The following is a 20,546-nucleotide window of genomic DNA, read 5'->3' as shown; positions in this document are numbered from 1 at the left end:
GCGATCCTCGCCCCTGCGCGCCGGCGCGCCAACCCTCTAGTACGCGCCCTTGCGGGCCAGCACCACCCCGACGGTGCGCCACAGGATGCTCAGGTCGTACGCCAACGACCAGTTGTCGACGTAGTAGAGGTCCAGTCGGACCGACTCGTCCCAGGACAGGTCGGAGCGGCCGGAGACCTGCCACAGGCCGGTCATGCCGGGGCGGACCAGCAGCCGGCGGCGTACGTCGCCCAGGAAGTCGCCGTCGTCGGCCGGCAGCGGGCGGGGCCCGACCAGCGACATCTCACCCCAGAGCACGTTGATCAGCTGCGGCAGCTCGTCCAGCGACGAGGCCCGCAGGAAGCCGCCGACCGGGAAGACCCGGGGGTCCTGCTTCATCTTGAACAACATGCCGTCGGTCTCGTTGCGGTCTACGAGGCTGGCCAGCCGATCCTCGGCGTCGACGTACATGGTCCGGAACTTCCACACCCGGAACGTGCGGCCCTCGTGCCCCACCCGAGGCTGGCGGAAGAACACCGGCCCCCGGTCGGAGATCTTGATCGCCACGGCGATCACCACGAAGAGTGGGATCAGCAGCAGCAGACCGAGGCCGGCGGCGACCCGGTCCATCAGGTTCTTGGCCAGCAGCGCAGGACCGGAGAGGGTCGGCTCCTCGACGTGCAGCAGCGGCAGACCCTCGATCGGCCGGATGTGCACCCGGGGCCCGGCGATGTCGGTCAGCTGTGGTGCGACGACCAGGTCGACGCCCGAGCCCTCCAACTGCCAGGCCAGCCGGCGCAGCTCGCCCGGCTCGGCGCTGGCCGACCCGCAGACGGCGATGGTGTCGCCACCGACCTCACGGACCAGAGCCAGGACGTCGCGTCCGGCGTACACGGGGACGGGGGTCGGCATGCCACGCGCCGCCGCGTACCCGTCGGTGATGTGGATGGCGACGGGCACCAGCCCGGCGGCCGGGCTGCGGGTGACCGCCGCGTAGACCTCCAGGCACTCCGGCAGCGTGCCGACCAGCACCATCCGGTGCGCGGCCTGACCGGCCCGCCGCCGGATGTAGTGCAGCGCCCAGCGGGCCACGAACCGGCCCCACAGGATCAACAGCAGGGCGCCGAGCAGGGCCGTGCCGACGGTCCAACGGGACAACGCGGTCTTCGTGGCGAAGGCGAGGAACGAGACACTCGCGGCCACCGTCACTGCGGCCCGGATCACCCGCTTGAACTCGTCCGGGCCGAGCCCCAGGTAGCGCCGGTCGTACGCCCGGTTGCTCCAGAGGATCACCACCCAGCCGAGCGGAAGCAGCAGGTACGAGACGGTGTGGAACCAGGTCGGATCCTGCTTGAGGTCGGTGAACCCGGAGGCGGCCTGGTCGAACAGTTGGATCGCGATCCAGCTGGCGAACGCCGCCGCGCCGAAGTCGAGGAGCAGCAGGATCGCGATGTAGGGGCGGTGCCAACGGGAGACACGGCGTCGCGCCCTGGTCCATGCCGACCGAGGGACGCCGTTGTGGGACGGCGGCGTCGGCGGCTGGATCTCGAAGCTGTCGACGTGCCGCACGAGTCTGCTCCGGCCTTCGTTGGTTACCGGGCGCTGGAGGCTTGCCGTCACCTCACCCATGTCCTCCCGCATGACACGGGCCGCTCACTCGGCGTGAGGGCCCGGGTCGCCCACCGTCCCAGTCTCCCACGCGAGCTCCGACCGGTCGCTGCCCCGAAGGAGATTGGCGACCGATGGTGCCGGCGGGATCTGGCCGGCTCCGCACCATTTCAGAAGCCGGGGACCGGGCCACTATACCGATGGATGCGCGCATGGCGAGAACGGCGGACCGGAGCTTCCGCTCAGGAAGGCCGATTCCGCTCCGTAGTCGCCGAGTGGAATTACTCACCGTACGAGACGGGACAACCGTCGGTCAGCGAGAGGTTTGCCGCCGGTCTGACAGGTCGGGCAGTACTGCAGGCTCGAATCGGCGAACGACACCTCCCGCACGGTGTCCCCGCACACCGGGCAGGGCAGCCCGGTGCGGGCGTGCACCTTCAGCCCGGAGCGCTTCTCGCCCTTCAACTCCGCCGCCCGCTGGCCCAGGGACCGCTCGACCGCGTCTCCGAGCACCTGCCGGGTGGCCGCGTGCAGGGTGGCGACCTGGGCGTCGGTGAGCCGGTCGGTGATCGCGAACGGGGACAGCTTCGCGGCGTGCAGGATCTCGTCGGAGTAGGCGTTGCCCACCCCGGACAGCACCGACTGGTCGGTCAGCACCCCCTTGACCTGCCCCCGCCGGCTACGCAGCCGCTCGGCGAACGTGGGTAGGTCCGCGGCGAGCGCGTCCGGGCCCAACTTGGCCACCCCGGGCACCGTCGACACGTCGGTGACCAGGTACGCGGCCAGCTTCTTCTGGGTGCCGGCCTCGGTCAGGTCGAAGCCGGAGCCGTCGTCCAGGCGTACCCGCACCGCGATCGGGCCCTTGCCGGGACGCAGCGGAGTGGTGGTCGGGAACGCCTCCCGGTAGTGCAGCCAACCCGCCCGGGCCAGGTGCACCACGAGGTGCAGGTCACCGTCGAAGAGCACGTCGAGGAACTTGCCGTGCCGGCTGGCATCGACCACCGCCCGACCGGCGACGGCGGTCGGTGCCGGTTCGTACGTCTTCAGGGCGCTGATAGCGGCGATCTCCAGCCGTTCGACACGCCGCCCCACGGCGCGCTGCCGCAGGTAACCCGCGAGCGCCTCAACCTCCGGTAGTTCGGGCACCAGCCAACGGTAGCCTTCTTTCCCGTGAGAATCGTGGTGGCACACAACCGGTACCGGGAAGCCCAACCCTCCGGCGAGAACACCATCGTCGACTCGGAGATCGCCCAGCTCACCGCCGCCGGCGTCGAGGTGCTGCCGTTCATCCGCAGCTCGGACGAGATCCCGTCGATGTCGAAGGCGGCGAAGGCGCTGCTGCCGATCTCGCCGATCTGGGCACCGCGCGCCCAGCACGACCTCAGCCGACTGCTCACCGAGCACCGACCGGACGTTCTGCACCTGCACAACCCGTACCCCCTGCTGTCGCCGTGGGTGGTGCGGACCGCGCACCGCCACGGCGTGCCGGTCGTGCAGACGGTGCACAACTACCGGCAGGTCTGCTCCTCGGGGATCTACTTCCGCGACGGGGTGATCTGCCAGGACTGCAAGGGTCGGGCGCTGGGGGTGCCGGCGATCAGGCACCGCTGCTACCGCGATTCGGCGGCCCAGAGTGCCCTGATGGCGACCACCCTGGCGGTGCACCGGGGCACCTGGCGTTCGGTGGACCGGTACGTCGCGCTCACCTCGGCGATCGCCGACCACCTCCGCGACTACGGCATTCCGGACGAACGCATCGTGGTGAAGCCGAACTCGGTGCCCGACCCGGGTCAACCGACGCCGCTGGGTGACGGGTTCCTCTACATGGCCCGGCTCAGCCCGGAGAAGGGCGTCGACCTGCTGCTGGACGCCTGGCGGCGGCACCCGGTGGGCGCGCTGGGCACGCTGCGTATCGCCGGGGACGGCGAGCTGCGCCCGCTGGTGGAGTCCGCCGCCGCCGAGCGACCCGACGTGGTCTACCTCGGTCAGCTCGACCGTGCCGGGGTGCGCGCCGCGGTCGAGGCGAGCGCGGTGGTGATCGCCGCCTCCATGTGGCACGACGTGCTGCCAACCGTGATCATCGAGGCGTTGGCCAGCGGTCGGCCGGTGCTCGGCACGGCGCTCGGGGGAATTCCGTACCTGCTCGGCGCCGACGCCCCGCACGAGCCCGCCGGCACCGGCCCGGCCGAGAACGCCTCCGCCGTCGCGGGAGGCGGCGGGCCGGCCATGCCGGCCGGGATCGGCCTCGGCGACGCCGGCTGGGTGGTCGCCCCGGAGCCGGCCGCGCTCGCCGCCGCCCTGCCGGTGGCCCGGGCCGGCGCGTCCGGGCTGGCCACGGCCGCCCGGGCCCGGTACGAGCGCACCTTCCACCCCGACGTGGTCACCAAGCAGCTCATCGACATCTACGCGGGCATGACCCGCACACCCACCCGCACCTGACCCCGTCCCGGCGCTGCCTCGCGCCGTGCCCCAGCGCGGCGTTGCCTTGCGCCGTGCCGCAGCGTGGCGTTGCCTTGCGCCGTGCCGCAGCGTGGCGTTGCCTCGCGCCGTGCCCAGCGCGGCGTTGCCTTGCGCCGTGCGGCCGATCGCGCCGCGCGGCCGAATCTGGTCAACATCGCGCTCGATCCAGGATCTAGTGGTCTCGCGGCAGGGTGGGGATGCCCCTACTTCCTGGATCAAGCGCGACCTTGGGCCTGGGGGTCGCCTTGTAGGACGGCAGAGCGGATGACGCAGCGACCTACCCGGCAAGATCAACACGACATCAGGGAAGTTGGGGTCTCCCAGGCGTTGGAGGCAGCAACTTCGGGGATGTTGTGCGGATCTTGCCGGCGCGGCGCGGCGCGGGGCGTGGCGCGCGCGGGGCGTGGCGCGCGCGGGGCGTGGCGCGCGCGGGGCGTGGCGCGCGCGGGGCGTGGCGCGCGCGGCGGGTCAGCGCAGGGAGGCGCGGGCCGAGAAGGCGATGCTCGCCAGCAGGAAGCCGCCGTTGACGATGGTGAACGCGACCATCACCCAGAGGACCAGAGCGGGTGCCACGGCCAGCACCAGGGCGGCCACGAAGATCACCGCGCCGTAGTCGCGGACCAGCTTCACCAGGCGGACCGGCAGGGAGGTCGAGGTGACCATGCTGGCCGCGTTCGGGCCGGACTGCATCACCGACGTGACCAGGTTGACCATCCAGGTGCCGGCGAAGGTCGCCACCAGCCAGGTCGGGGTGGACGGCTCCTGCGCCACCGCGGTGGCGGCCAGTGCGGCCACCAGGGCGATCTGCGCGGCCACGTCGCAGAGGATGTCGATCCGGGCGCCCGCCGCGCTGCGCTGGTCGGTCACCCGGGCGAGTTGCCCGTCGGCGCAGTCCAGGGAGTACGCCACCTGCCAGCCGACCAGGGCGAGCAGGCCGACCACCCAGGCCGGTACGTCACCGGCGGCGACCGGGCCGGCGAGCGCCACCACCGTGATCGACGTGGCCAGCCCGAGCACCAGGTTGGCGAGGGTCAGCGCTGTCGGGCGCAGCCCGAGCCGCTGGGCGACCAGGGCGAAGACGGCACCGAGCCACTGGCTGATGGACTCGCTGAACAGGCCGCCGCCCCGGTTCACCCGGTGGAAGTCGGCGACGGTGGGACGGGGGTCAGCCAAGCTGGTCGCGGATTGCACCGGCGTAGTCTGCCAGCCGCTCCCGCGTCTCGGTAGGCGACAGTGCCAGGTGTTCGAGGATGGTGTACCGGTCCGGCCGGGTACGCGGTGCGAACTGCACCGCCTCGACGAACTGGTCGTCGGTGAGCGCCACCTCGGCGGGGAGCCGGGGCAGACCGTGCCGGGCGAGGCAGGCAGCCATCTCCCCGAAGCGGCGCAGATCCCCGCGTAGCCAGGTGCAGAACAGCGCGCCCAGCCCGGCCAGTTCGCCGTGTGAGGCGGTGCCGGGGAAGAGCGAGTCGACCGCGTGCATGATCTCGTGGCAGCCGCCGCTGCACGGGCGGCTGGTGCCGTCGACGGCCATGGCCAGACCGCTGGAGATCAACGCCTCGGCCAGCACGGTGACGAACGCGTCGTCGGCCATGTCGCCCGGGTGGTTGAGCACCGCCTCGGCGCCCGCTCGCGAGAGCGAGGCGGCCAGTCCGTCGACCGGCTCGCCGCGTACCTGGCGGGACAGCTCCCAGTCGGCCAGCGCGCTGATGTTGCTGATCACGTCACCGATGCCGGCCCGGTTGTGCCGGTCCGGGCCGCTCTCCACGAAATCCAGGTCGACGATCACCGCGATCGGGATGTGCACGCCGTAGGAGCCCTTGATTCCGTCGGTGATCAGGCTGGCCACCGGGGAGCCGATTCCGTCGTTGGCGAGGCTGGTCGCCACCGACACCATCGGCAGCCCTCGGCGGGTGGCCGCGTACTTGGCGACGTCGATGGTCTTGCCGCCGCCGATGCCCACGACCGCGTCGTACGACCGGGCGCGGAGCTTGCCACCGAGATCGTCGGCGGCGTCCAGCGTGCCCCCGGCGACGGTGAACACGTCAGCGGTCCGCAGGGACGGTCGGATCAGCTCCGCGATCTGGGCACCCTGGCCGGGGCCGACCACCACCGCGACGTCACCGCCCGAGGAGATCCGCCCGTCGGCGAGGATCGCGGCCAGGTCGGCGACCGCCCCACGCCGCACGTCGATGTGCAGCGGCGTGAGGATGCTCCGTGCTAGTAGCGGCACGCGATCTCCCGCGCGCGGGCCAGGTCGGCGTGGTTGTCGACCTCGACCCACGGGACGTCACCGATCGGCGCGGCCCGCACCTCCCCGCCCCGGTCGGAGAACTCCTGGTAGCCGTCCTCGTAGTAGAGGTTCGGGTCCCGTCGCCAGGTCGCCTCCAGCGCGTCGGCGAGGGCGTCGGCGACCTGCGGCTCGATCAGCGTGGCGCCGATGTACTCCCCGTACGCCTCGCCCGGGTCCATGATCTTGGTGATCCGGGTGAGCTGGCCGGCGGCGTCGAAGGTGGTCTTCATCTCCTCCTCGGCCAGCGGCTTGAGGGTGTCCACCGCGAGCAGGATGCCCGGACCGCGCTCGGCGAGCAGGGTCTTCTCCACGCTCACCGGGTGCACAGTGTCCCCGTTGACCAGCAGAACGCCGCGTGCGAAGTACTCCCGGGCCAGCCAGAGCGAGTACGCGTTGTTCCACTCCTCGGCCTTGTCGTTGTGCACCAGGGTGATCGTGACCCCGTACTTCTTCTCCAGGTCGGCCTGCCGCTCGCGGACCGCGTCCGCCGCGTAGCCGACCACGATCACGATGTCGGTGAGCCCGACCTCGGCGAGGTTGCCCAGTGCGATGTCCAGGATCGTGGTCTCGCCGTCCACCGGCACCAATGCCTTGGGCAGGGTGTCGGTGTACGGACGCAGCCGGCGTCCAGCTCCGGCCGCGAGCACCATTCCGATCATCGCGACATCCTCCCTCGTCCTGCTGCCCGTCATCGGTGGAGGATAGCGCCGGCCGGTCGGCCAGCTCTGGTCAACCGGGCAGCCGGGTGACGCGGCCGGGCCGGCGGGCAGGGTCAGCCGGCGACTGGGCCGGCGGGCAGGCCCGGGCCGGCGGGCAGGGTCAGCCGGGTAACGCCGCCAGGTCGGCCAGCAGGGTGAGTCGCTCCTCCGCGCCGAGGGCGGCGTACGGGCCGGCCGCCCGTCGGTCGGTCTCCAGCTCGATGGCCGTCCGCTCCGGACCGGCCGGCAGTGCGGCGACGCTGGTTGCGGTGTGCCCGGCGGCGGCCCAGGCGGCGGCGTGCGCGTCGGCCCGGTGGTAGCGCAGCGTGCCGAGCCGGTTGAGCAGCAGCACGCCCGACGGGGTGCCGTCCGGCTCGTACGGGGGCGCCATCGCGGTGAAGGCGGAACCCGCCTGGTCTCCCTCCTCGTCGGCCAGCACCAGGGCGTACGACAGCAGCCGCCCGAGCGCCGTCACCATCCGGGTCACCCGCTCGTCCTGCCCGGCCCACAGTTCCTCGGTGACGTCGGCGTGCACCTGGTACAGCTCGTTCAGGAAGGCCGCCCCGCGCTCGCTGGCGGAGAGCGTGCCGTCCGCGCTGCGGTGGAGCATCCCGTACGCCACCTGTTTGTCCAGTGCCCGGCGGCAGGAGACCGGGTCCTGGTACCGGGTGACCGCCGCGAAGCTCGGGCCGTCGACGCTGCCACCGGGTGCGGCCAGCCGGGTGCGCAGGTCGACCAGGAATCCGGTCGCGGCCACTCCGCCGTACCGCTGCGCCAGCACCGCGCCGCCACCGTCGCGACCGGCCAGCATGCCGGCCCGGAAGACCCGGTCCACGGCCGGGGCGAGCAGCCCGGCGAGCCGGTGTGGGGCCAGCTCGACGCTGTTCACCGACCGATCGACCGGAGGGCGGCGAAGCCCTCGTCGGCGATGCGTCGGATCAGCCCGTCGTTGACGTCGCGGTGCTCGTCCAGCATGGTCACCTCGTGCTCGGCGAGCCAGCGGTACTCGGTGTGCTTGCCGGGCTCCAGCCTCGGGTGGTCGAGGTCGCCGTCGACGCGGACCAGGAAGTCGTACTCGATCCGGGTGAGGCCGTCGTCGCCCACGTAGGTGTATTCGCCCACCTGGTCCAGGACGTGCGAGAGGAACCAGCCGGTCTCCTCGGTGATCTCCCGGCGAAGCGCCGCGTCGATGTCCTCGCCGGGTTCCACGTGGCCGCCGACGATGTCCCAACAGTTGGGGAAGAGGCGTCGGTGGGGTGAGCGTCGCTGGAAGAAGATGCGGCCGTCGTGGTCGACGATCAGCGCGCCGGCGCAGCGCAGGGGCTCGGTGGACACCATCCGACAGTAGCGAGCGTTCGTGTTGTGCCAAGGCGCGGCCTTGTCCCGGAAACATCCACCGACGACCATGTCCCTACCGGATGCCACCGTCCCAAGGGAGTGATGCGTGATGCAGGTACGGGATGCAATGTCCAGCCAGATCCTCGTCGTCGGTCCGGAGCACACGCTCCGACAGGCGGCCCGGATGATGTCGGCCCGCGGCGTCGGGTCGGCGGTCGTGATCGACCCGGACTCCGAGGGGGTCGGGATCATGACCGAACGCGATGTGTTGAAGGCCGTCGGGGCGGGCCTGGACTGTGACGTGGAACGCACAGGTGCCCACCTGACCTGGGACGTGGTCTACGCCGGGCCGGAGTGGACGGTGGCCGAGGCGGCCGCGGCGATGGCCCGGGGCGGCTTCCGGCACCTGGTGGTGCTGGACGGTCGGGAGGTGGCCGGGGTGATCTCGGTCCGGGACATCATGCGGGTGTGGGCGGAGAGCCAGGCGGCCGCCACGACCTGACCGGGTGAGACACGACCTGACCGGGTGAGGGTTGCCCTGCCGGATCGATGGGTAAGCATCCCGTGCGGGCGCGGAGGGGCCGTCGCCCGCAGGGGAGGGCCCGATGCGTGACGCGGAGCGCCTGGTCGAGCAGCAGTACGCCATGCTCCTGCGTCGGGATGTGGCCCGCCTGCCGGATCTCTACGCCCCGGAGGCGTTCTACGCCATGCCGGGCGTGACGGTCCGACCGATCGAGCTGCCCGCACTCCTGCGCACCTGGACGGGCGCCTTCCCGGACCTGCGGGTCGACGCGCTGGGCGCGGTCCGCACCGGCGGCGGCGCCGCGGTCGAGCTGCGCCTGACCGGCACCCACACCGGCACGCTGCACTCGCCGTACGGCACCGTAGCGCCGACCGGTCGGACGGTGAGCTGGGAAGTGGCCGACGTGGTCCGGGCCCGCAAGGGCCGGATCACCGCCTGGCGTTCCTACTTCGACTGGAGTCAGCTCCTCGACGCGGTCGGCGTGCAGTTTGACGGGCTTTCCCGGGCGGCGCACCACGACGCGCTCGCCCTTCCGGTCTGAGTTGTCGCCGACCGGAGGAGCCGGGTCACCCGTCCCGGTGGCTCAGGATGCGGACATCGCCGTGCCGTCCGCGCGCCCCCCGCCGCCGCCCGTACGCTCAACATCCATGACCGCCGAGCAGTTGATCTCCTTTGCCCGTGGGGCTCCCTCGCTGGACATCGTCGATGTCGAGGGGCTCAAGGCCGCCGCCGTCCGCGCCTTCGACGCCGACCCTGCGGGGGTGACGGCGTACGGCACCTCCGTCGGTTACCTTCCGCTGCGAAAGTGGATCGCCGAGAAGCACGGGGTCGAGGCCAACCAGGTGTTGGTCACCAACGGGTCGCTCCAGGCCGACGCGTTCCTCTTCGACCACCTCGTCCGCCCCGGCGACGCGGTGGTGGTGGAACGCCCGACGTACGACCGGACGCTGCTCAACCTCCAGCGGATGGGCAGTGAGCTGCACGGCATCTCCGTCCAGCCGGACGGCCTCGACACCGCCGAGCTGCGCAAGTTGCTGGAGTCCGGGGTCCGGCCCCGGCTCGCGCACGTGATCCCGAACTACCAGAACCCGGCCGGCATGACGCTCTCCCTGGAGAAGCGTCGGGAGCTGCTCGACCTGGCCGCCGAGTACGAGTTCACCATCTTCGAGGACGACCCGTACGCGGACATCCGCTTCCGTGGCGAGGCGCTGCCGTCGATGCTCTCGCTGGACACCCGCAACGTGGTGGTGCACGCGTCGAGCTTCACCAAGACGGTCTGCCCGGGTGTCCGGGTCGGATATCTGGTCGGCCCGGCGGACCTCATCGCCGACATCGCCAAGAACGCGACAAGCCTCTACATCTCCCCGGGGATGGTGTCGCAGGCGATCGTGCACCAGTTCTGCGTCTCCGGCGACATCGACCGCTCGATCGAGACGGTACGGGCGGCGTTGGGCGAGCGGGCCGAGGTGCTCGCCGAGTCGTTGCGCCGGCACCTGCCGCAGGCGCGGTTCGTGGAGCCCGACGGCGGCTACTTCCTCTGGGTGGAGTTCCCGGAGGACGTGCTTGTCGACCGGTTGGCCCCGGCCGCCGCCGAGCGTGGGGTCGCCGTGGTCAAGGGCAGCGACTTCGTGCTGGACGGTGGGCGGCACGCCCTTCGACTGGCCTTCTCGGCGGTGACCGCCGATCGGATCGACGAGGGTGTCCGTCGCCTCGCGGACGCCGTCGAGGCCGTGCGCGGCTGAGGCAGGGGCCGTGCACGGCTGAGGCAGGGGCCGTGCACGGCTGAGGCAGGGGCCGTGCGCGGCTGAGGCAGGGGCTGTCCGCAGCTGAGGCAGGGGCCGTGCGCAGCCGAGCCCAACTGTCGGCTTCCTGACAGAACGACGATGCCGGCCGTCCCGGGACTCCCGTCCGGGCGGCCGGCGGCCCACAATGCTGCGAGCGTCATTCGTGTTACGTCGCGGAGATCACCGCCCGACCCTCCCCCGGGCTGGCCGCGACCCGGGTGACGCGGCAGCACAACCTCCCGCCCCCACGGGTGCCGGGTGGGCCGTGTCGTCCCCGCACACCCCCCGATGCGGCCCGGCCCGCCCGGCACCACCCCGAGGCCCACGCGACCGCCGTCACACGCTCACTCGACCGCAGTCGGCGTAGCCTGCAAGCCGCAGCCGAGCGCGGGAGGTGACGCGATGACGGATCGGACAGAGCGGGACCGGACGGCACCGTCGACCACCGGTCGGGTGTTGCGTCCCCGGGCGTGGCCCTCCCCGGTGCGGGCGATGACGCGGATCCTGCACACCGAAGGCTCGCCGCCGGTGTCGATCCCCGCCGACCCCGGCCGCAGTTCGGTGGTCGACTGTGCGCTCTACGTCGACGGCAAGCGGCAACCCGGCGACTGGACGTACGCGGAGGCGCTGACCGCGGCCCGCCGCGAGGAGCACGGGTTCGTCTGGATCGGTCTGCACCAGCCGGAGTTGGCCGAGATGACCGCCATCGCGGAGACCTACGGCCTGCACGAGCTCGCCGTCGAGGACGCCGTCAAGGCCGAGCAGCGCCCCAAGCTGGAGCGGTTCGGCGACGTCGTCTTCCTGGTGCTGCGAACCGCCAGGTACTGCGAGCACACCGAGCTGACCGAGAACTCCGAGGTGGTGGAGACCGGTCAGGTGATGCTCTTCATCGGCCCGAACTTCGTGATCAGCGTCCGGCACGGGGACGCCTGCCGGCTCGCCCCGATTCGAGCCGACCTGGAGACCAAGCAGGATCTGCTGCTGCACGGCCCCTGGGCGGTGGCGTACGGGGTGACCGACCGGGTGGTGGACCTCTACCTGGAGGTGGCCGAGCAGATCGAGGACGACCTGGACGTGCTGGAGGCCGAGGTCTTCGACCGGCACGGCCACGGGCGGATCCAGCGGATCTACCAGATGAAGCGGGAGCTGGTGGAGTTCAAGCGGGCGGTGGTGCCGTTGCAGCGGCCGCTGATGACGTTGACCTCGCAGGTCAACCGGGACGTGCCGAAGGAGATCCGGCGCTACTTCCGGGACGTGCAGGACCACCTGAGCCGCACCGTGGAGCAGGTGAACTCCTACGACGACCTGCTGAACTCGATCCTCCAGGCGCGATTGGCGCAGGTCACCGTCGACCAGAACAACGACATGCGCAAGATCGCCGCATGGGCGGCCATCGCCGCCGTCTGGACCTCCATCGCCGGGGTCGAGGGGATGAACTTCGACAACATGCCCGAGCTGAAGATGACGTACGGCTATCCGGTGGCCCTGGCCCTGATGCTCGGCGTGTCGCTGGCTCTCTACCGCTGGTTCCGCCGCAACGGCTGGCTCTGACCCGCAGCGGGAGCGCGCCGCGCCGGTACGCGCAAACGCCGGCGAGCGGGTTGCCCCCGCCTCGCCGGCGCTCGACGCGTGATCGCTGGGGTCAGCGACGCCCGTTGGTGCGGGCGGTGTCCTTGCCCAGGGCCTTGGTGAGGTCGTCGGTCGGCCGACCGGAGACGTCCGTGGCACCCTCGGCGACGGACGGGACCTTGTCGGTCGGGCGGCCGCCGGTCTGCTTGGCCGTGCCGGTGGTGCCGCCGGCGACCGCCGAGCTGCCCGCGCCGGTCATCCCCGCCGCGCCGGTCATGGCGGACCCGTCGCTCCCCTTGGTGGCGGACGGCGTGCGCACCTCGATCGAGTCGACGTCGTCGCGCATCGGCTCCAGGGTGCTGCGGGTCGGGTCGTACTCGGCCCACTCCTGCTGCTCCCGACGGCGACGCAGCGCGACCGCCCCGGCCAGGCCGGCGATGGCACCCGCCGCCAACAGGCCGGTCATCATCGAGCCGCGACGGCGCGGCTGCTTCTTCTTACCGGTGATCCGCATGGTCTTCGACTTGGCCTTCCTGGTCATCGGCCCTGCCTGCGCGGCGCCGTCACGGGCCGCCGCCGCCAGCGGTGCCAGCGTGGTGAGAGTCGTCCCCCAACCGGTCGACGCGCGGTCGCGTACCTTCGCCGCGGTCGGCCCGACGTAGCCCCGGGCCACCTGGACCCGCGGGCCGACGGTCGCGCCGGCACCCTTCGCGGCGTGGTTGGCTGCCAGCATCAGGTGGCTGATGCTCTGGTTCAGCTCGGCCAAGGCCTGCTGCCCCTGGGACTGCCGCCGCCCGATTCCAAACACGGTCCTACCTCCTGGGAGTTGTTCCTTCGTCATCCTCCACCTTCGGATGCCTCCGCGATGCCAGATCGGGCACATGGGAGGATCCGCATGGAACTGACCAACGAGTGAGGAGTACCCGTGGCCGAGGCTGTCTACGCCACCCTGCACACCAACGCTGGCCCGATCCGGCTGGAGCTCTTCCCCAACCACGCGCCGAAGACCGTCCGCAACTTCGTCGACCTGGCCGAGGGCAACCGTGAGTACACCGACCCGCGCACCGGTCAGCCGGGCAGTGGTCCGTACTACGACGGCACCATCTCGCACCGGGTGATCAGCGGTTTCATGGTTCAGATGGGAGACCCGACCGGCACCGGCCGGGGCGGGCCGGGCTACAAGTTCGCCGACGAGTTCCACCCGGAGCTGCGGTTCGACCGTCCGTACCTGCTGGCGATGGCGAACGCCGGACCGGGCACCAACGGTTCGCAGTTCTTCATCACCGTGTCCCCGACGCCGCACCTGAACAACCGGCACACCATCTTCGGGCAGGTCGCCGACGAGCAGTCGGTGAAGGTCGTCGACTCGATCGCGAACACCCCGACCGGCCCGAGCGACCGTCCGCTGCAGGACGTCGTCATCGAGCGGGTCGAGATCGAGCGGTCTGCTGCCTGACCGACCGGCGAGGTACCTTTGCTCGCATGATTGAGCGCTCCGGAGCACCGCACCGGCCGGCGCCGGTGGTTCGCGCGGCGGTGGACGGCGGGTCGGCCCGGTGAGCGAGTCACCGCCGACCACACCGGTCTGCTACCGGCACCCCGGTCGGGAGACCTACGTCCGGTGCACCCGCTGCGACCGGCCGATCTGCCCGGAGTGCATGCGGGATGCGTCGGTCGGGCACCAGTGCCCGGAGTGCGTCAACGAGGGGCGTCGCAGTGTCCGGCCGGCGCGTACCGCCTTCGGTGGCGGTGCGGCCGGCCGGCACGGCTATGTCACCAAGGCGCTGATCGCCGTGAACGTGCTGCTCATGCTGCTCTCCATCGCCTCCGACCGGGGTGGGGACGCGGCGGTGGGCGGTTCCGGCTTCGGCGGCCTGATGGGCGGCAGCACCCCGCTGACCAACTGGGGGTCGGTGCTCGGGCTGGCGGTCTTCCCCGACGGCACGCTCGGTGGGATCGCGGACGGTCAGTGGTACCGCCTGGTCACCGCGATGTTCCTGCACTACGGCGTGATCCACCTGCTGCTCAACATGTGGGCGCTGTGGGTTCTCGGCCGGTCGCTGGAGGCAAACCTCGGCCCGCTGCGCTTCGGTGCGCTCTACCTGGTCGGCGGCCTCGGTGGAAACGTGGCCGCGTACCTGTTCAGCGCCCAGAACTCGGCCACCGCCGGGGCGTCCACCGCCGTCTTCGGCCTCTTCGCCGCGCTGATCATCATCGAGCGGAAGATGGGCCGGGACATCTCCCAGGTGATCCCGATCCTGGTGATCAATCTGGTGTTCACGTTGACCGTGCCGGGGATCTCCATCCCCGGGCACCTGGGCGGTCTGGTGGTCGGCGCGCTGATGGCGTTGGTGCTCGCGTACGCGCCGCGTGGTCGGCGCACGCTGGTGCAGGTCGTCGGCGGCGCGATCATCCTGCTGGTCCTGGTCGGCCTGGTCCTCGTCCGCACGGCACAGCTGCTCGGCTGACCGCTCAATGGAGATCTTGGAGGGAAGGTGCCCCCGGAGGGGCGGTTTCCTTCCAAGATCTCTCGGGTGTCAGGAGCGGCGGGTGGCGCGCAGCTCGGTGGCCACCTCTTCTGGGGCGGTGCCCAGGTCGAATCGGCCGAAGAGGTGCAGTGACTCGCCCGTGTCGATCTCCAACACCTCGGACGTGAGTCCCAGTCGCGGTCGCCGGTCCACGGTGATCGCCTCGATCTCCGACCAGGGCAGCAGCCGGCGACCAGCGAACCCGCGGATGACGGTGAGTCCGGCCGGATCCACCGCCAACCGGACCGGCGCGATCACGTCGCGTACCGCCCAACCGGCCAGCGCGGCGGCGGCCAGGACGGCCAGCACCAACCGCACCGGGTCGCCGTCGGCGAAGAGCAGCCCGAGCGCGACCAGCAGGACCGCGCCGGCCAGCTTCGCCGCAGGCAGACTCGACGGCACCCGCCACTGCCGGGGTCCGGTGATGTCATCCACCCGCCCAGCATGCCAGCGGTCCGCCGGATCACCGCCCCCCGCTCACGTCGATCATGGAGTTGTGGTGCCCCATATATGGTGCGAAGTGGGAACTTCTGCCCACCACGACTCCATGATCGGCACCGGAGGGTCTGGGGCGGACGGCCGGTCGATGGACGACGTAGGATCGGGGCAGCCCAAGTTACCGGGGAGTAAACATGAGTGACGCGGTCATCGTCGGCGCGGTACGTACCCCGGTCGGGCGGCGTAAGGGCAGCCTCGCCGGCGTCCACCCGGTCGATCTCTCGGCGCACGTGCTGCGTGCCCTCGCCGAGCGCACCGGGCTCGACCCGACGCAGGTCGACGACGTCTTCTGGGGCTGCGTGTCCCAGGTCGGGGAGCAGTCGTGGAACATCGCCCGCAACGGCGTGCTCGCCGCCGGCTGGCCCGAGACGGTGCCCGGCACGACAGTGGACCGGCAGTGCGGGTCCAGCCAGCAGGCGCTGCACTTCGCGGCCGCGACGGTGCTCTCCGGCCAGGCGGACCTGGTGGTCGCCGGTGGGGTGGAGTCGATGACCCGGGTGCCGATGGGCTCCAGTGTGGCCGGCGGCATGCCGTTCAGCGACCAGCTCCGGGACCGGTACCGGGGTGTCGAGGGCTTCGCCGACGACGCGCCGCTGCCGTTCAACCAGGGCGTCGGGGCCGAGCTGATCGCACAGCGGTGGCGCCTGTCGCGTGCCCAGCTCGACGAGTTCGCGCTGGCCAGCCACGAGAAGGCGGCCGCCGCGCAGGACGCCGGAGCGTTCGACCCGGAGTTGACCCCGGTGCCGCTCGGTGACGGTGGCAAGTTCGCCGCCGACGAGGGCATCCGCCGGGACACGACGTTGGACAAACTCGGCGACCTCGCCACCCCGTTCCGAGCCGACGGCGTGGTGACCGCCGGGTCCGCGTCCCAGATCTCCGACGGCGCCGCGGCCCTCGCGGTGACCACCTCCGACTGGGCCAGCCGGCACGGCCTGCGGCCCCTGGCCCGGATCCACACCGCCGTGGTCGCCGCCGACGACCCGGTAACCATGCTCACCGCCCCCATCCCGGCCACCGCCAAGGCGCTGCGCCGCGCGGGGCTGGGCATCGAGGAGATCGGCGTGTACGAGGTGAACGAGGCGTTCGCCCCGGTGCCGTTGGCGTGGTTGGCGGAGACCGAGGCGGACCCGGAGCGGCTGAACCCCCGTGGTGGGGCGATCGCCCTCGGCCACCCGCTCGGCGGCTCCGGTGCCCGGATCATGACCACCATGCTCCAGCACATGCGGGACAACGGGATCCGCTACGGCCTGCAGACGATGTGCGAGGGCGGCGGCATGGCCAACGCCACGATCGTCGAGCTGATCTGACCGGTTGGGAAAACGTCTCGCCCCCGTCCGGGAGGCGACCTAAGGTTCCCAGCGTGACGACGATCGCCGGTGAGCGCGCCCCCGACTGGTCCAGCGAGCAGTGGCAGGTGCGGGCCCGGTCCTGGGTGGACGCGCAACTGAGCCGCGCCGGTCGACGGGTGACCGGGTTGGTGGAGCCTCGGGTGCGTCCGTGGTCGCTGGTCTGGCGGGTGCCCACCGACGACGGACCGGTGTGGTTCAAGGCCAACAATCCGGGCACGGTGCACGAGGCTGTCCTGGTCGCGACGCTCGCCGAGCTGACGCCCGAACGGGTGCTGACCCCGATCGCGGTGGACCGGGAGCAGGGCTGGTCGTTGCTGCCCGACGGTGGTGAGTCGTTGCGCGACGTGCTGGGCCGCGACCCCGACCTCTCGTACTGGGAGCGGGCGCTGCCCGGGTACGCCGCGCTGCAACTCGCCACCGCGCCGCGCGCCGACGAACTGGTCACCCTGGGCGTGCCGGACCACCGCCCGGACGTGCTGCCCGGGCTGCTGGTCGAACTGCTCGACGATCACGGGTCGCTGTTGATCGGTGCCGAGGGTGGGCTCAGCCAGGACATGTACGAGCGGCTGCGGGCGGAGCTGCCGTCGTACGCCGAGCGGTGCCGCCGGCTCGCCGACATCGGGATTCCGGCCACCGTGCAACACGACGACCTGCACGACGGCAACGTCTTCGCGGGCCCGGACGGATACCGCTACTTCGACTGGGGCGACGCGTCGGTGGCGCACCCGTTCGGCACGCTGCTGGTGACCCTGCGTGCCATCCGGTACGCCAAGAATCCGGTAGCCGACGACAGCCAGCTGGCTCGGTTGCGCGACGCGTACCTGGAGGCGTGGACCGACCGGTACGACCGCCGTACCCTCGTCGAGGCCGCCGACCTCGCGATCGACCTGGGTCCGGTGAGTCGGTCGCTCTCCTGGCAGCGGGCTCTGGACACGCCGGACGAGTCGCGTGCCGAGTACGCCGACGCGGTGCCCGGCTGGCTGGCGGAGTTGTTCGCTGCCGATCCGCTCCAGCCCGACTCCTGACCATGATCCGTCCGAGTCGGAAGTCGGACAGCCAGTGCGACCCGTGGCGTGGAACTTCCAAAAATCCTGCGTGACCCACGTCACCCCGTCGGGGACGTCGTTGGGCAGGTCATGGACGTCTTCTCCCGAACGTTCCTTCCGGCCGCCGCCGAGGCTGGCCTGGCCGTGCAGACCGTGAGCCGGCACATGCCGGTCTTCCGGCGCTGCGTCGGCTCCGGTGACGCCACCATCCTGGTCACCCGTTGCAGCCGCCCCGACCGTCCGGTCACCGGCGACTACCTGCTGCTGCTCACCCACCGTCGCCTGGTGGTGACCCAACAGACCCGACTCCTGCACCGACTGCGCCTGCACCTCAACACCGAGTTGCGGGAGCTGAGCAACGTGACCTGGAGCCCGGACCCACGGCTGCAGTCCGTCGAGATGGCGGCCACCGCGATCGACGGGATCCGCGAACGGTTCCTGATCCGGACCAGCCACCCGAAGCAGGTGTGGCAGCTCGACGCGTTGCTCAACCAGGCGTTCCGGACCCGCCTGCGGCCACCCGGCGCGCGGGTCGTCGCCAGCATCGGTGACGCACCGGCTGTGGCACGGCCCGACGTGTTCGCTCCGTCCTGGTGAGCTGACCCCGCACCGGGTGTCGTCCCGCCTTTACCGAACCCGAACACGCCCCGATCGCGCCGACCCTCGCAGTCGGGAATCATGGTCCGGTGACCGTCGAACCGCCGCACTGCGGGCTCGTCCTCGTGGTCGAGGACGAGCCGGCCATCGCCGACCTGGTCCGGCTCTATCTCACCCGGGACGGGTTCGGCGTCCACCTCGAACGGGACGGTGCGGCCGGCCTGAGCGCCGCCCGCCGGCTACGCCCGGTGGCCTGCGTGCTGGACATCGCGTTGCCGGGCCTGCCCGGCACCGAGATCTGTCGTCAGCTGCGCGAGGCTGGTGACTGGACACCTGTCATCTTCCTCACCGCCCGCGACGACGAGGTGGATCGGATCGTCGGCCTGGAGTTGGGTGCCGACGACTACGTGACCAAGCCGTTCAGCCCACGGGAGTTGGTCGCCCGGGTGCGGGCGGTGCTGCGCCGTTCCGCCGGTGGCCCGGAGGGCGCGGAGCGGCCGCGCGTCGTCGGTCCGGTGACGCTCGACCCGGCCCGCCGAACGGTCAGCGTGGCGGGCGCGCCGGTCCAACTCACCTCCACCGAGTTCGACCTGCTGGCCCACCTGATGGCCCGGCCGGGTCGGGTCTTCACCCGGGAGGAGCTGCTGGCCGGGGTCTGGGGGTACGCCGCGCACGCCGGCACCCGCACCGTCGACGTGCACGTCGCCCAGGTCCGGGCGAAGCTCGGCCCGGCCAGCGTGATCCGCACCCACCGCGGCGTCGGGTACGCGGTCGATGCCTGACCATTCCGGGCGCGTGGAGTCGCCGACCATGGCCCTGCCGGTGGTCGGCGCCCACCCGCCCACCGCACCTCGGCGGGTCCGCTTCGGCCGTACGCTGACCGCCCGGGCGGTGCTCGTCACGTGCGCGGTGGCGCTGGTGTCGGTGCTGGTCACCGCGATCGTGGCGGTGCCGTTGGCGATCCGCGGAGCCGAGCAGCGAGACCAGGACGCGCTCTCCGCCCAGGCCCGGCTCGCCGCCGAGGTGCTGCGGACCCGCCTGGACCGGGGGCGCAGCACCGACGAGGAGCGGCTCATCCAGCAACTGCGCAACCAGGGCATCGACGCGTACCTGATCCGACGCGGGATGGTCGACCGCCCAGGCCTGCCACCCCGGGTGGTGCAGCGGATCGAGCAGGGCCGCAACGTGTCGGTCCGGCGCGTCGTCAACGGGAAACGCGCCATGGTCGAGGGCCGGGCGCTGCCCAACGGCAACGGCGTGGTGCTGTCCCGTCCCTCGGCCGACGGGCTGTGGGCGCAGGTGCTACGCGGCCTCTGGTTGCCACTCCTGGCCGGGCTGGCCGCCGGTGTGGTGGCCGGTCTGCTGCTGGCCCGCCGGCTGGCCCGACCGATCCGCGTCGCGGCCACCGCCGCCGCGCGGCTGCGCGCCGGGGACCGGGCCATCCGGGTGCCGGTCGAGCCACCGGACGAGGTCGCCGACCTGGCCGAGGCGTTGAACGGTCTGGCCGGCGCGCTGGCCACCAGCGAGGGGCGACAGCGGGAGTTCCTGCTGTCCGTCTCGCACGAGCTGCGCACCCCGCTGACCGCGATCCGGGGGTACGCCGAGGCGCTCGCCGACGGGGTGCTCGGCGCGGACGACACCGTCGACACCGGTCGGACCATGCTGGTCGAGGCCCAACACCTGGACCGGCTGATCGGGGATCTGCTGGCGCTGGCCCGGCTGGAGGCGGCCGACTTTCCCCTCGAACCGGTGCCGGTGGACCTGACCCGGTTGGCCGTGGACGCGGAGCCGACCTGGTCCGGCCGGTGTGCGGCGGTGGGGGTGCCGTTCCGGTTGGAGACGCCCGATCGACCGGTGCCCGCGTACACCGATCCGGGCCGGATCCGGCAGGTACTGGACGGGTTGCTGGAGAACGCGCTGCGGGTCGTACCCCCGGGGTCGCCGGTGGTGCTCGCGGTCCGGCCGGCGGGCGCGGGCCCGGCCGCCGGCGGTGTGCTGGAGGTCCGCGACGGCGGGCCCGGCTTCACCGACGACGACCTGGCGGTGGCGTTCGAACGCGGGGCGCTGCACGAGCGGTACCGGGGGGTGCGCAAGGTGGGCAGCGGGTTGGGGTTGGCGTTGGCCGCCGGCCTGGTCCGCCGGCTGGGCGGGGAGATCGCCGCCGGGCACGCGCCGGAGGGCGGCGCCGCCTTCACGGTCCGGCTGCCCGGTGATCCTTACCTGACCCGAACATCGTCCTGACGCTCCGCTCGCCGTTCCCGGGCAGGCTGAGGGCT

The 20,546-nt window shown here is 71.9% G+C and carries 21 protein-coding genes; 12 read left to right on the top strand and 9 right to left on the bottom strand.

What is annotated here, in order from left to right; genetic code table 11:
• Positions 1-36 precede the first annotated feature (36 nt).
• Both O7614_RS00900 and O7614_RS00895 read right to left on the bottom strand, forming a co-directional pair.
• Positions 37-1,608: a sugar transferase gene (locus O7614_RS00900; RefSeq protein WP_278142098.1), complete on the bottom strand. Its 1,572-nt coding sequence runs from the start codon at positions 1,606-1,608 to the stop codon at positions 37-39.
• A 264-nt stretch (positions 1,609-1,872) separates the two neighbouring features.
• Positions 1,873-2,733 carry a DNA-formamidopyrimidine glycosylase family protein gene (locus O7614_RS00895; RefSeq protein ID WP_278136609.1) on the bottom strand — a complete coding sequence of 287 codons (861 nt, stop codon included), beginning with the start codon at positions 2,731-2,733 and terminating at the stop codon, positions 1,873-1,875.
• Positions 2,734-2,757: 24 nt separating this feature from the next.
• Between O7614_RS00895 and O7614_RS00890 the strand changes: the two genes are divergently transcribed.
• The gene (locus O7614_RS00890) at positions 2,758-4,026 is read left to right on the top strand and encodes a glycosyltransferase (RefSeq protein ID WP_278136608.1); all 1,269 of its coding nucleotides are present in this window, start codon (positions 2,758-2,760) and stop codon (positions 4,024-4,026) included.
• A 489-nt stretch (positions 4,027-4,515) separates the two neighbouring features.
• Here O7614_RS00890 and O7614_RS00885 read toward each other — a convergent pair whose 3' ends face one another.
• From O7614_RS00885 to O7614_RS00865, 5 genes are all read right to left on the bottom strand, one after another.
• The gene (locus O7614_RS00885) at positions 4,516-5,238 is read right to left on the bottom strand and encodes a CDP-alcohol phosphatidyltransferase family protein (protein WP_278136607.1); all 723 of its coding nucleotides are present in this window, start codon (positions 5,236-5,238) and stop codon (positions 4,516-4,518) included.
• A complete protein-coding gene (locus O7614_RS00880; RefSeq protein WP_278136606.1) occupies positions 5,213-6,280 on the bottom strand; it encodes an iron-containing alcohol dehydrogenase family protein in 1,068 nt (355 codons plus the stop codon). Before O7614_RS00880 ends, O7614_RS00885 begins: the two co-directional genes overlap by 26 nt.
• The gene (locus tag O7614_RS00875) at positions 6,268-6,999 is read right to left on the bottom strand and encodes a phosphocholine cytidylyltransferase family protein (RefSeq protein WP_278142097.1); all 732 of its coding nucleotides are present in this window, start codon (positions 6,997-6,999) and stop codon (positions 6,268-6,270) included. The genes O7614_RS00880 and O7614_RS00875 overlap by 13 nt, the downstream gene beginning before the upstream one ends.
• A 160-nt stretch (positions 7,000-7,159) precedes the next feature.
• The gene (locus O7614_RS00870) at positions 7,160-7,927 is read right to left on the bottom strand and encodes a hypothetical protein (protein ID WP_278136605.1); all 768 of its coding nucleotides are present in this window, start codon (positions 7,925-7,927) and stop codon (positions 7,160-7,162) included.
• Complete coding sequence (locus O7614_RS00865) at positions 7,924-8,376, bottom strand: NUDIX domain-containing protein (protein ID WP_278136604.1); 453 nt, start codon at positions 8,374-8,376, stop codon at positions 7,924-7,926. Before O7614_RS00865 ends, O7614_RS00870 begins: the two co-directional genes overlap by 4 nt.
• 109 nt (positions 8,377-8,485) lie before the next feature.
• Between O7614_RS00865 and O7614_RS00860 the strand changes: the two genes are divergently transcribed.
• The 4 genes from O7614_RS00860 to corA all read left to right on the top strand — a co-directional run bounded on the left by O7614_RS00860 (position 8,486) and on the right by corA (position 12,234).
• The gene (locus O7614_RS00860) at positions 8,486-8,878 is read left to right on the top strand and encodes a CBS domain-containing protein (RefSeq protein WP_278142096.1); all 393 of its coding nucleotides are present in this window, start codon (positions 8,486-8,488) and stop codon (positions 8,876-8,878) included.
• Between the two features lie 103 nt (positions 8,879-8,981).
• Complete coding sequence (locus O7614_RS00855) at positions 8,982-9,440, top strand: ester cyclase (RefSeq protein ID WP_278136603.1); 459 nt, start codon at positions 8,982-8,984, stop codon at positions 9,438-9,440.
• Positions 9,441-9,546: 106 nt separating this feature from the next.
• Positions 9,547-10,641: a PLP-dependent aminotransferase family protein gene (locus tag O7614_RS00850; protein ID WP_278136602.1), complete on the top strand. Its 1,095-nt coding sequence runs from the start codon at positions 9,547-9,549 to the stop codon at positions 10,639-10,641.
• A gap of 444 nt (positions 10,642-11,085) precedes the next feature.
• Positions 11,086-12,234: a magnesium/cobalt transporter CorA gene (corA, locus tag O7614_RS00845; protein WP_278136601.1), complete on the top strand. Its 1,149-nt coding sequence runs from the start codon at positions 11,086-11,088 to the stop codon at positions 12,232-12,234.
• Between the two features lie 91 nt (positions 12,235-12,325).
• On the opposite strand, the gene O7614_RS00840 is transcribed toward corA, so the two are convergent.
• Complete coding sequence (locus tag O7614_RS00840) at positions 12,326-13,093, bottom strand: hypothetical protein (RefSeq protein WP_278136600.1); 768 nt, start codon at positions 13,091-13,093, stop codon at positions 12,326-12,328.
• Between the two features lie 84 nt (positions 13,094-13,177).
• On the opposite strand from O7614_RS00840, the gene O7614_RS00835 reads away from it, so the two are divergent.
• Both O7614_RS00835 and O7614_RS00830 read left to right on the top strand, forming a co-directional pair.
• Positions 13,178-13,708: a peptidylprolyl isomerase gene (locus tag O7614_RS00835; protein ID WP_278136599.1), complete on the top strand. Its 531-nt coding sequence runs from the start codon at positions 13,178-13,180 to the stop codon at positions 13,706-13,708.
• 100 nt (positions 13,709-13,808) lie between these two features.
• Positions 13,809-14,720 (top strand): rhomboid family intramembrane serine protease, encoded by a 912-nt coding sequence (locus O7614_RS00830; protein ID WP_278136598.1) that lies wholly within the window; start codon positions 13,809-13,811, stop codon positions 14,718-14,720.
• A 69-nt stretch (positions 14,721-14,789) separates the two neighbouring features.
• Here the strand turns inward: O7614_RS00830 and O7614_RS00825 are convergent, their stop codons facing one another.
• On the bottom strand, positions 14,790-15,215 hold the full coding sequence (locus tag O7614_RS00825) for a PH domain-containing protein (RefSeq protein WP_278136597.1): 426 nt from the start codon (positions 15,213-15,215) through the stop codon (positions 14,790-14,792).
• A gap of 197 nt (positions 15,216-15,412) precedes the next feature.
• Between O7614_RS00825 and O7614_RS00820 the strand changes: the two genes are divergently transcribed.
• The 5 genes from O7614_RS00820 (at position 15,413) to O7614_RS00800 (ending at position 20,511) form a co-directional block, all read left to right on the top strand.
• The gene (locus O7614_RS00820; protein WP_278136596.1) at positions 15,413-16,585 is read left to right on the top strand and encodes an acetyl-CoA C-acyltransferase; all 1,173 of its coding nucleotides are present in this window, start codon (positions 15,413-15,415) and stop codon (positions 16,583-16,585) included.
• 53 nt (positions 16,586-16,638) lie between these two features.
• Positions 16,639-17,652, top strand: coding sequence for a phosphotransferase (locus tag O7614_RS00815; RefSeq protein ID WP_278136595.1), 1,014 nt, complete (start codon positions 16,639-16,641; stop codon positions 17,650-17,652).
• A gap of 111 nt (positions 17,653-17,763) precedes the next feature.
• Positions 17,764-18,270: a hypothetical protein gene (locus O7614_RS00810; protein ID WP_278136594.1), complete on the top strand. Its 507-nt coding sequence runs from the start codon at positions 17,764-17,766 to the stop codon at positions 18,268-18,270.
• Positions 18,271-18,359: 89 nt separating this feature from the next.
• Positions 18,360-19,052 (top strand): response regulator transcription factor, encoded by a 693-nt coding sequence (locus O7614_RS00805; protein WP_278136592.1) that lies wholly within the window; start codon positions 18,360-18,362, stop codon positions 19,050-19,052.
• Positions 19,045-20,511 (top strand): HAMP domain-containing sensor histidine kinase, encoded by a 1,467-nt coding sequence (locus O7614_RS00800; protein WP_278136591.1) that lies wholly within the window; start codon positions 19,045-19,047, stop codon positions 20,509-20,511. The genes O7614_RS00805 and O7614_RS00800 overlap by 8 nt, the downstream gene beginning before the upstream one ends.
• The last annotated feature ends 35 nt before the right edge of the window (positions 20,512-20,546 follow it).

The organism is Micromonospora sp. WMMD961 (genome assembly GCF_029626145.1).
Classification (GTDB): domain Bacteria; phylum Actinomycetota; class Actinomycetes; order Mycobacteriales; family Micromonosporaceae; genus Micromonospora.
This window is presented reverse-complemented; position numbering and strand designations above follow the sequence as displayed.

Bases quoted from the DNA above. Each gene is read 5' to 3' on its own strand.
- O7614_RS00900 (WP_278142098.1), bottom strand. From the start codon at position 1,608: ATGGGTGAGGTGACGGCAAGCCTCCAGCGCCCGGTAACCAACGAAGGC.
- O7614_RS00875 (WP_278142097.1), bottom strand. From the start codon at position 6,999: ATGATCGGAATGGTGCTCGCGGCCGGAGCTGGACGCCGGCTGCGTCCG.
- O7614_RS00865 (WP_278136604.1), bottom strand. From the start codon at position 8,376: ATGGTGTCCACCGAGCCCCTGCGCTGCGCCGGCGCGCTGATCGTCGAC.
- O7614_RS00860 (WP_278142096.1), top strand. From the start codon at position 8,486: ATGCAGGTACGGGATGCAATGTCCAGCCAGATCCTCGTCGTCGGTCCG.
- O7614_RS00855 (WP_278136603.1), top strand. From the start codon at position 8,982: ATGCGTGACGCGGAGCGCCTGGTCGAGCAGCAGTACGCCATGCTCCTG.
- O7614_RS00850 (WP_278136602.1), top strand. From the start codon at position 9,547: ATGACCGCCGAGCAGTTGATCTCCTTTGCCCGTGGGGCTCCCTCGCTG.
- corA (WP_278136601.1), top strand. From the start codon at position 11,086: ATGACGGATCGGACAGAGCGGGACCGGACGGCACCGTCGACCACCGGT.
- O7614_RS00840 (WP_278136600.1), bottom strand. From the start codon at position 13,093: ATGACGAAGGAACAACTCCCAGGAGGTAGGACCGTGTTTGGAATCGGG.
- O7614_RS00820 (WP_278136596.1), top strand. From the start codon at position 15,413: ATGAGTGACGCGGTCATCGTCGGCGCGGTACGTACCCCGGTCGGGCGG.
- O7614_RS00810 (WP_278136594.1), top strand. From the start codon at position 17,764: ATGGACGTCTTCTCCCGAACGTTCCTTCCGGCCGCCGCCGAGGCTGGC.
- O7614_RS00800 (WP_278136591.1), top strand. From the start codon at position 19,045: ATGCCTGACCATTCCGGGCGCGTGGAGTCGCCGACCATGGCCCTGCCG.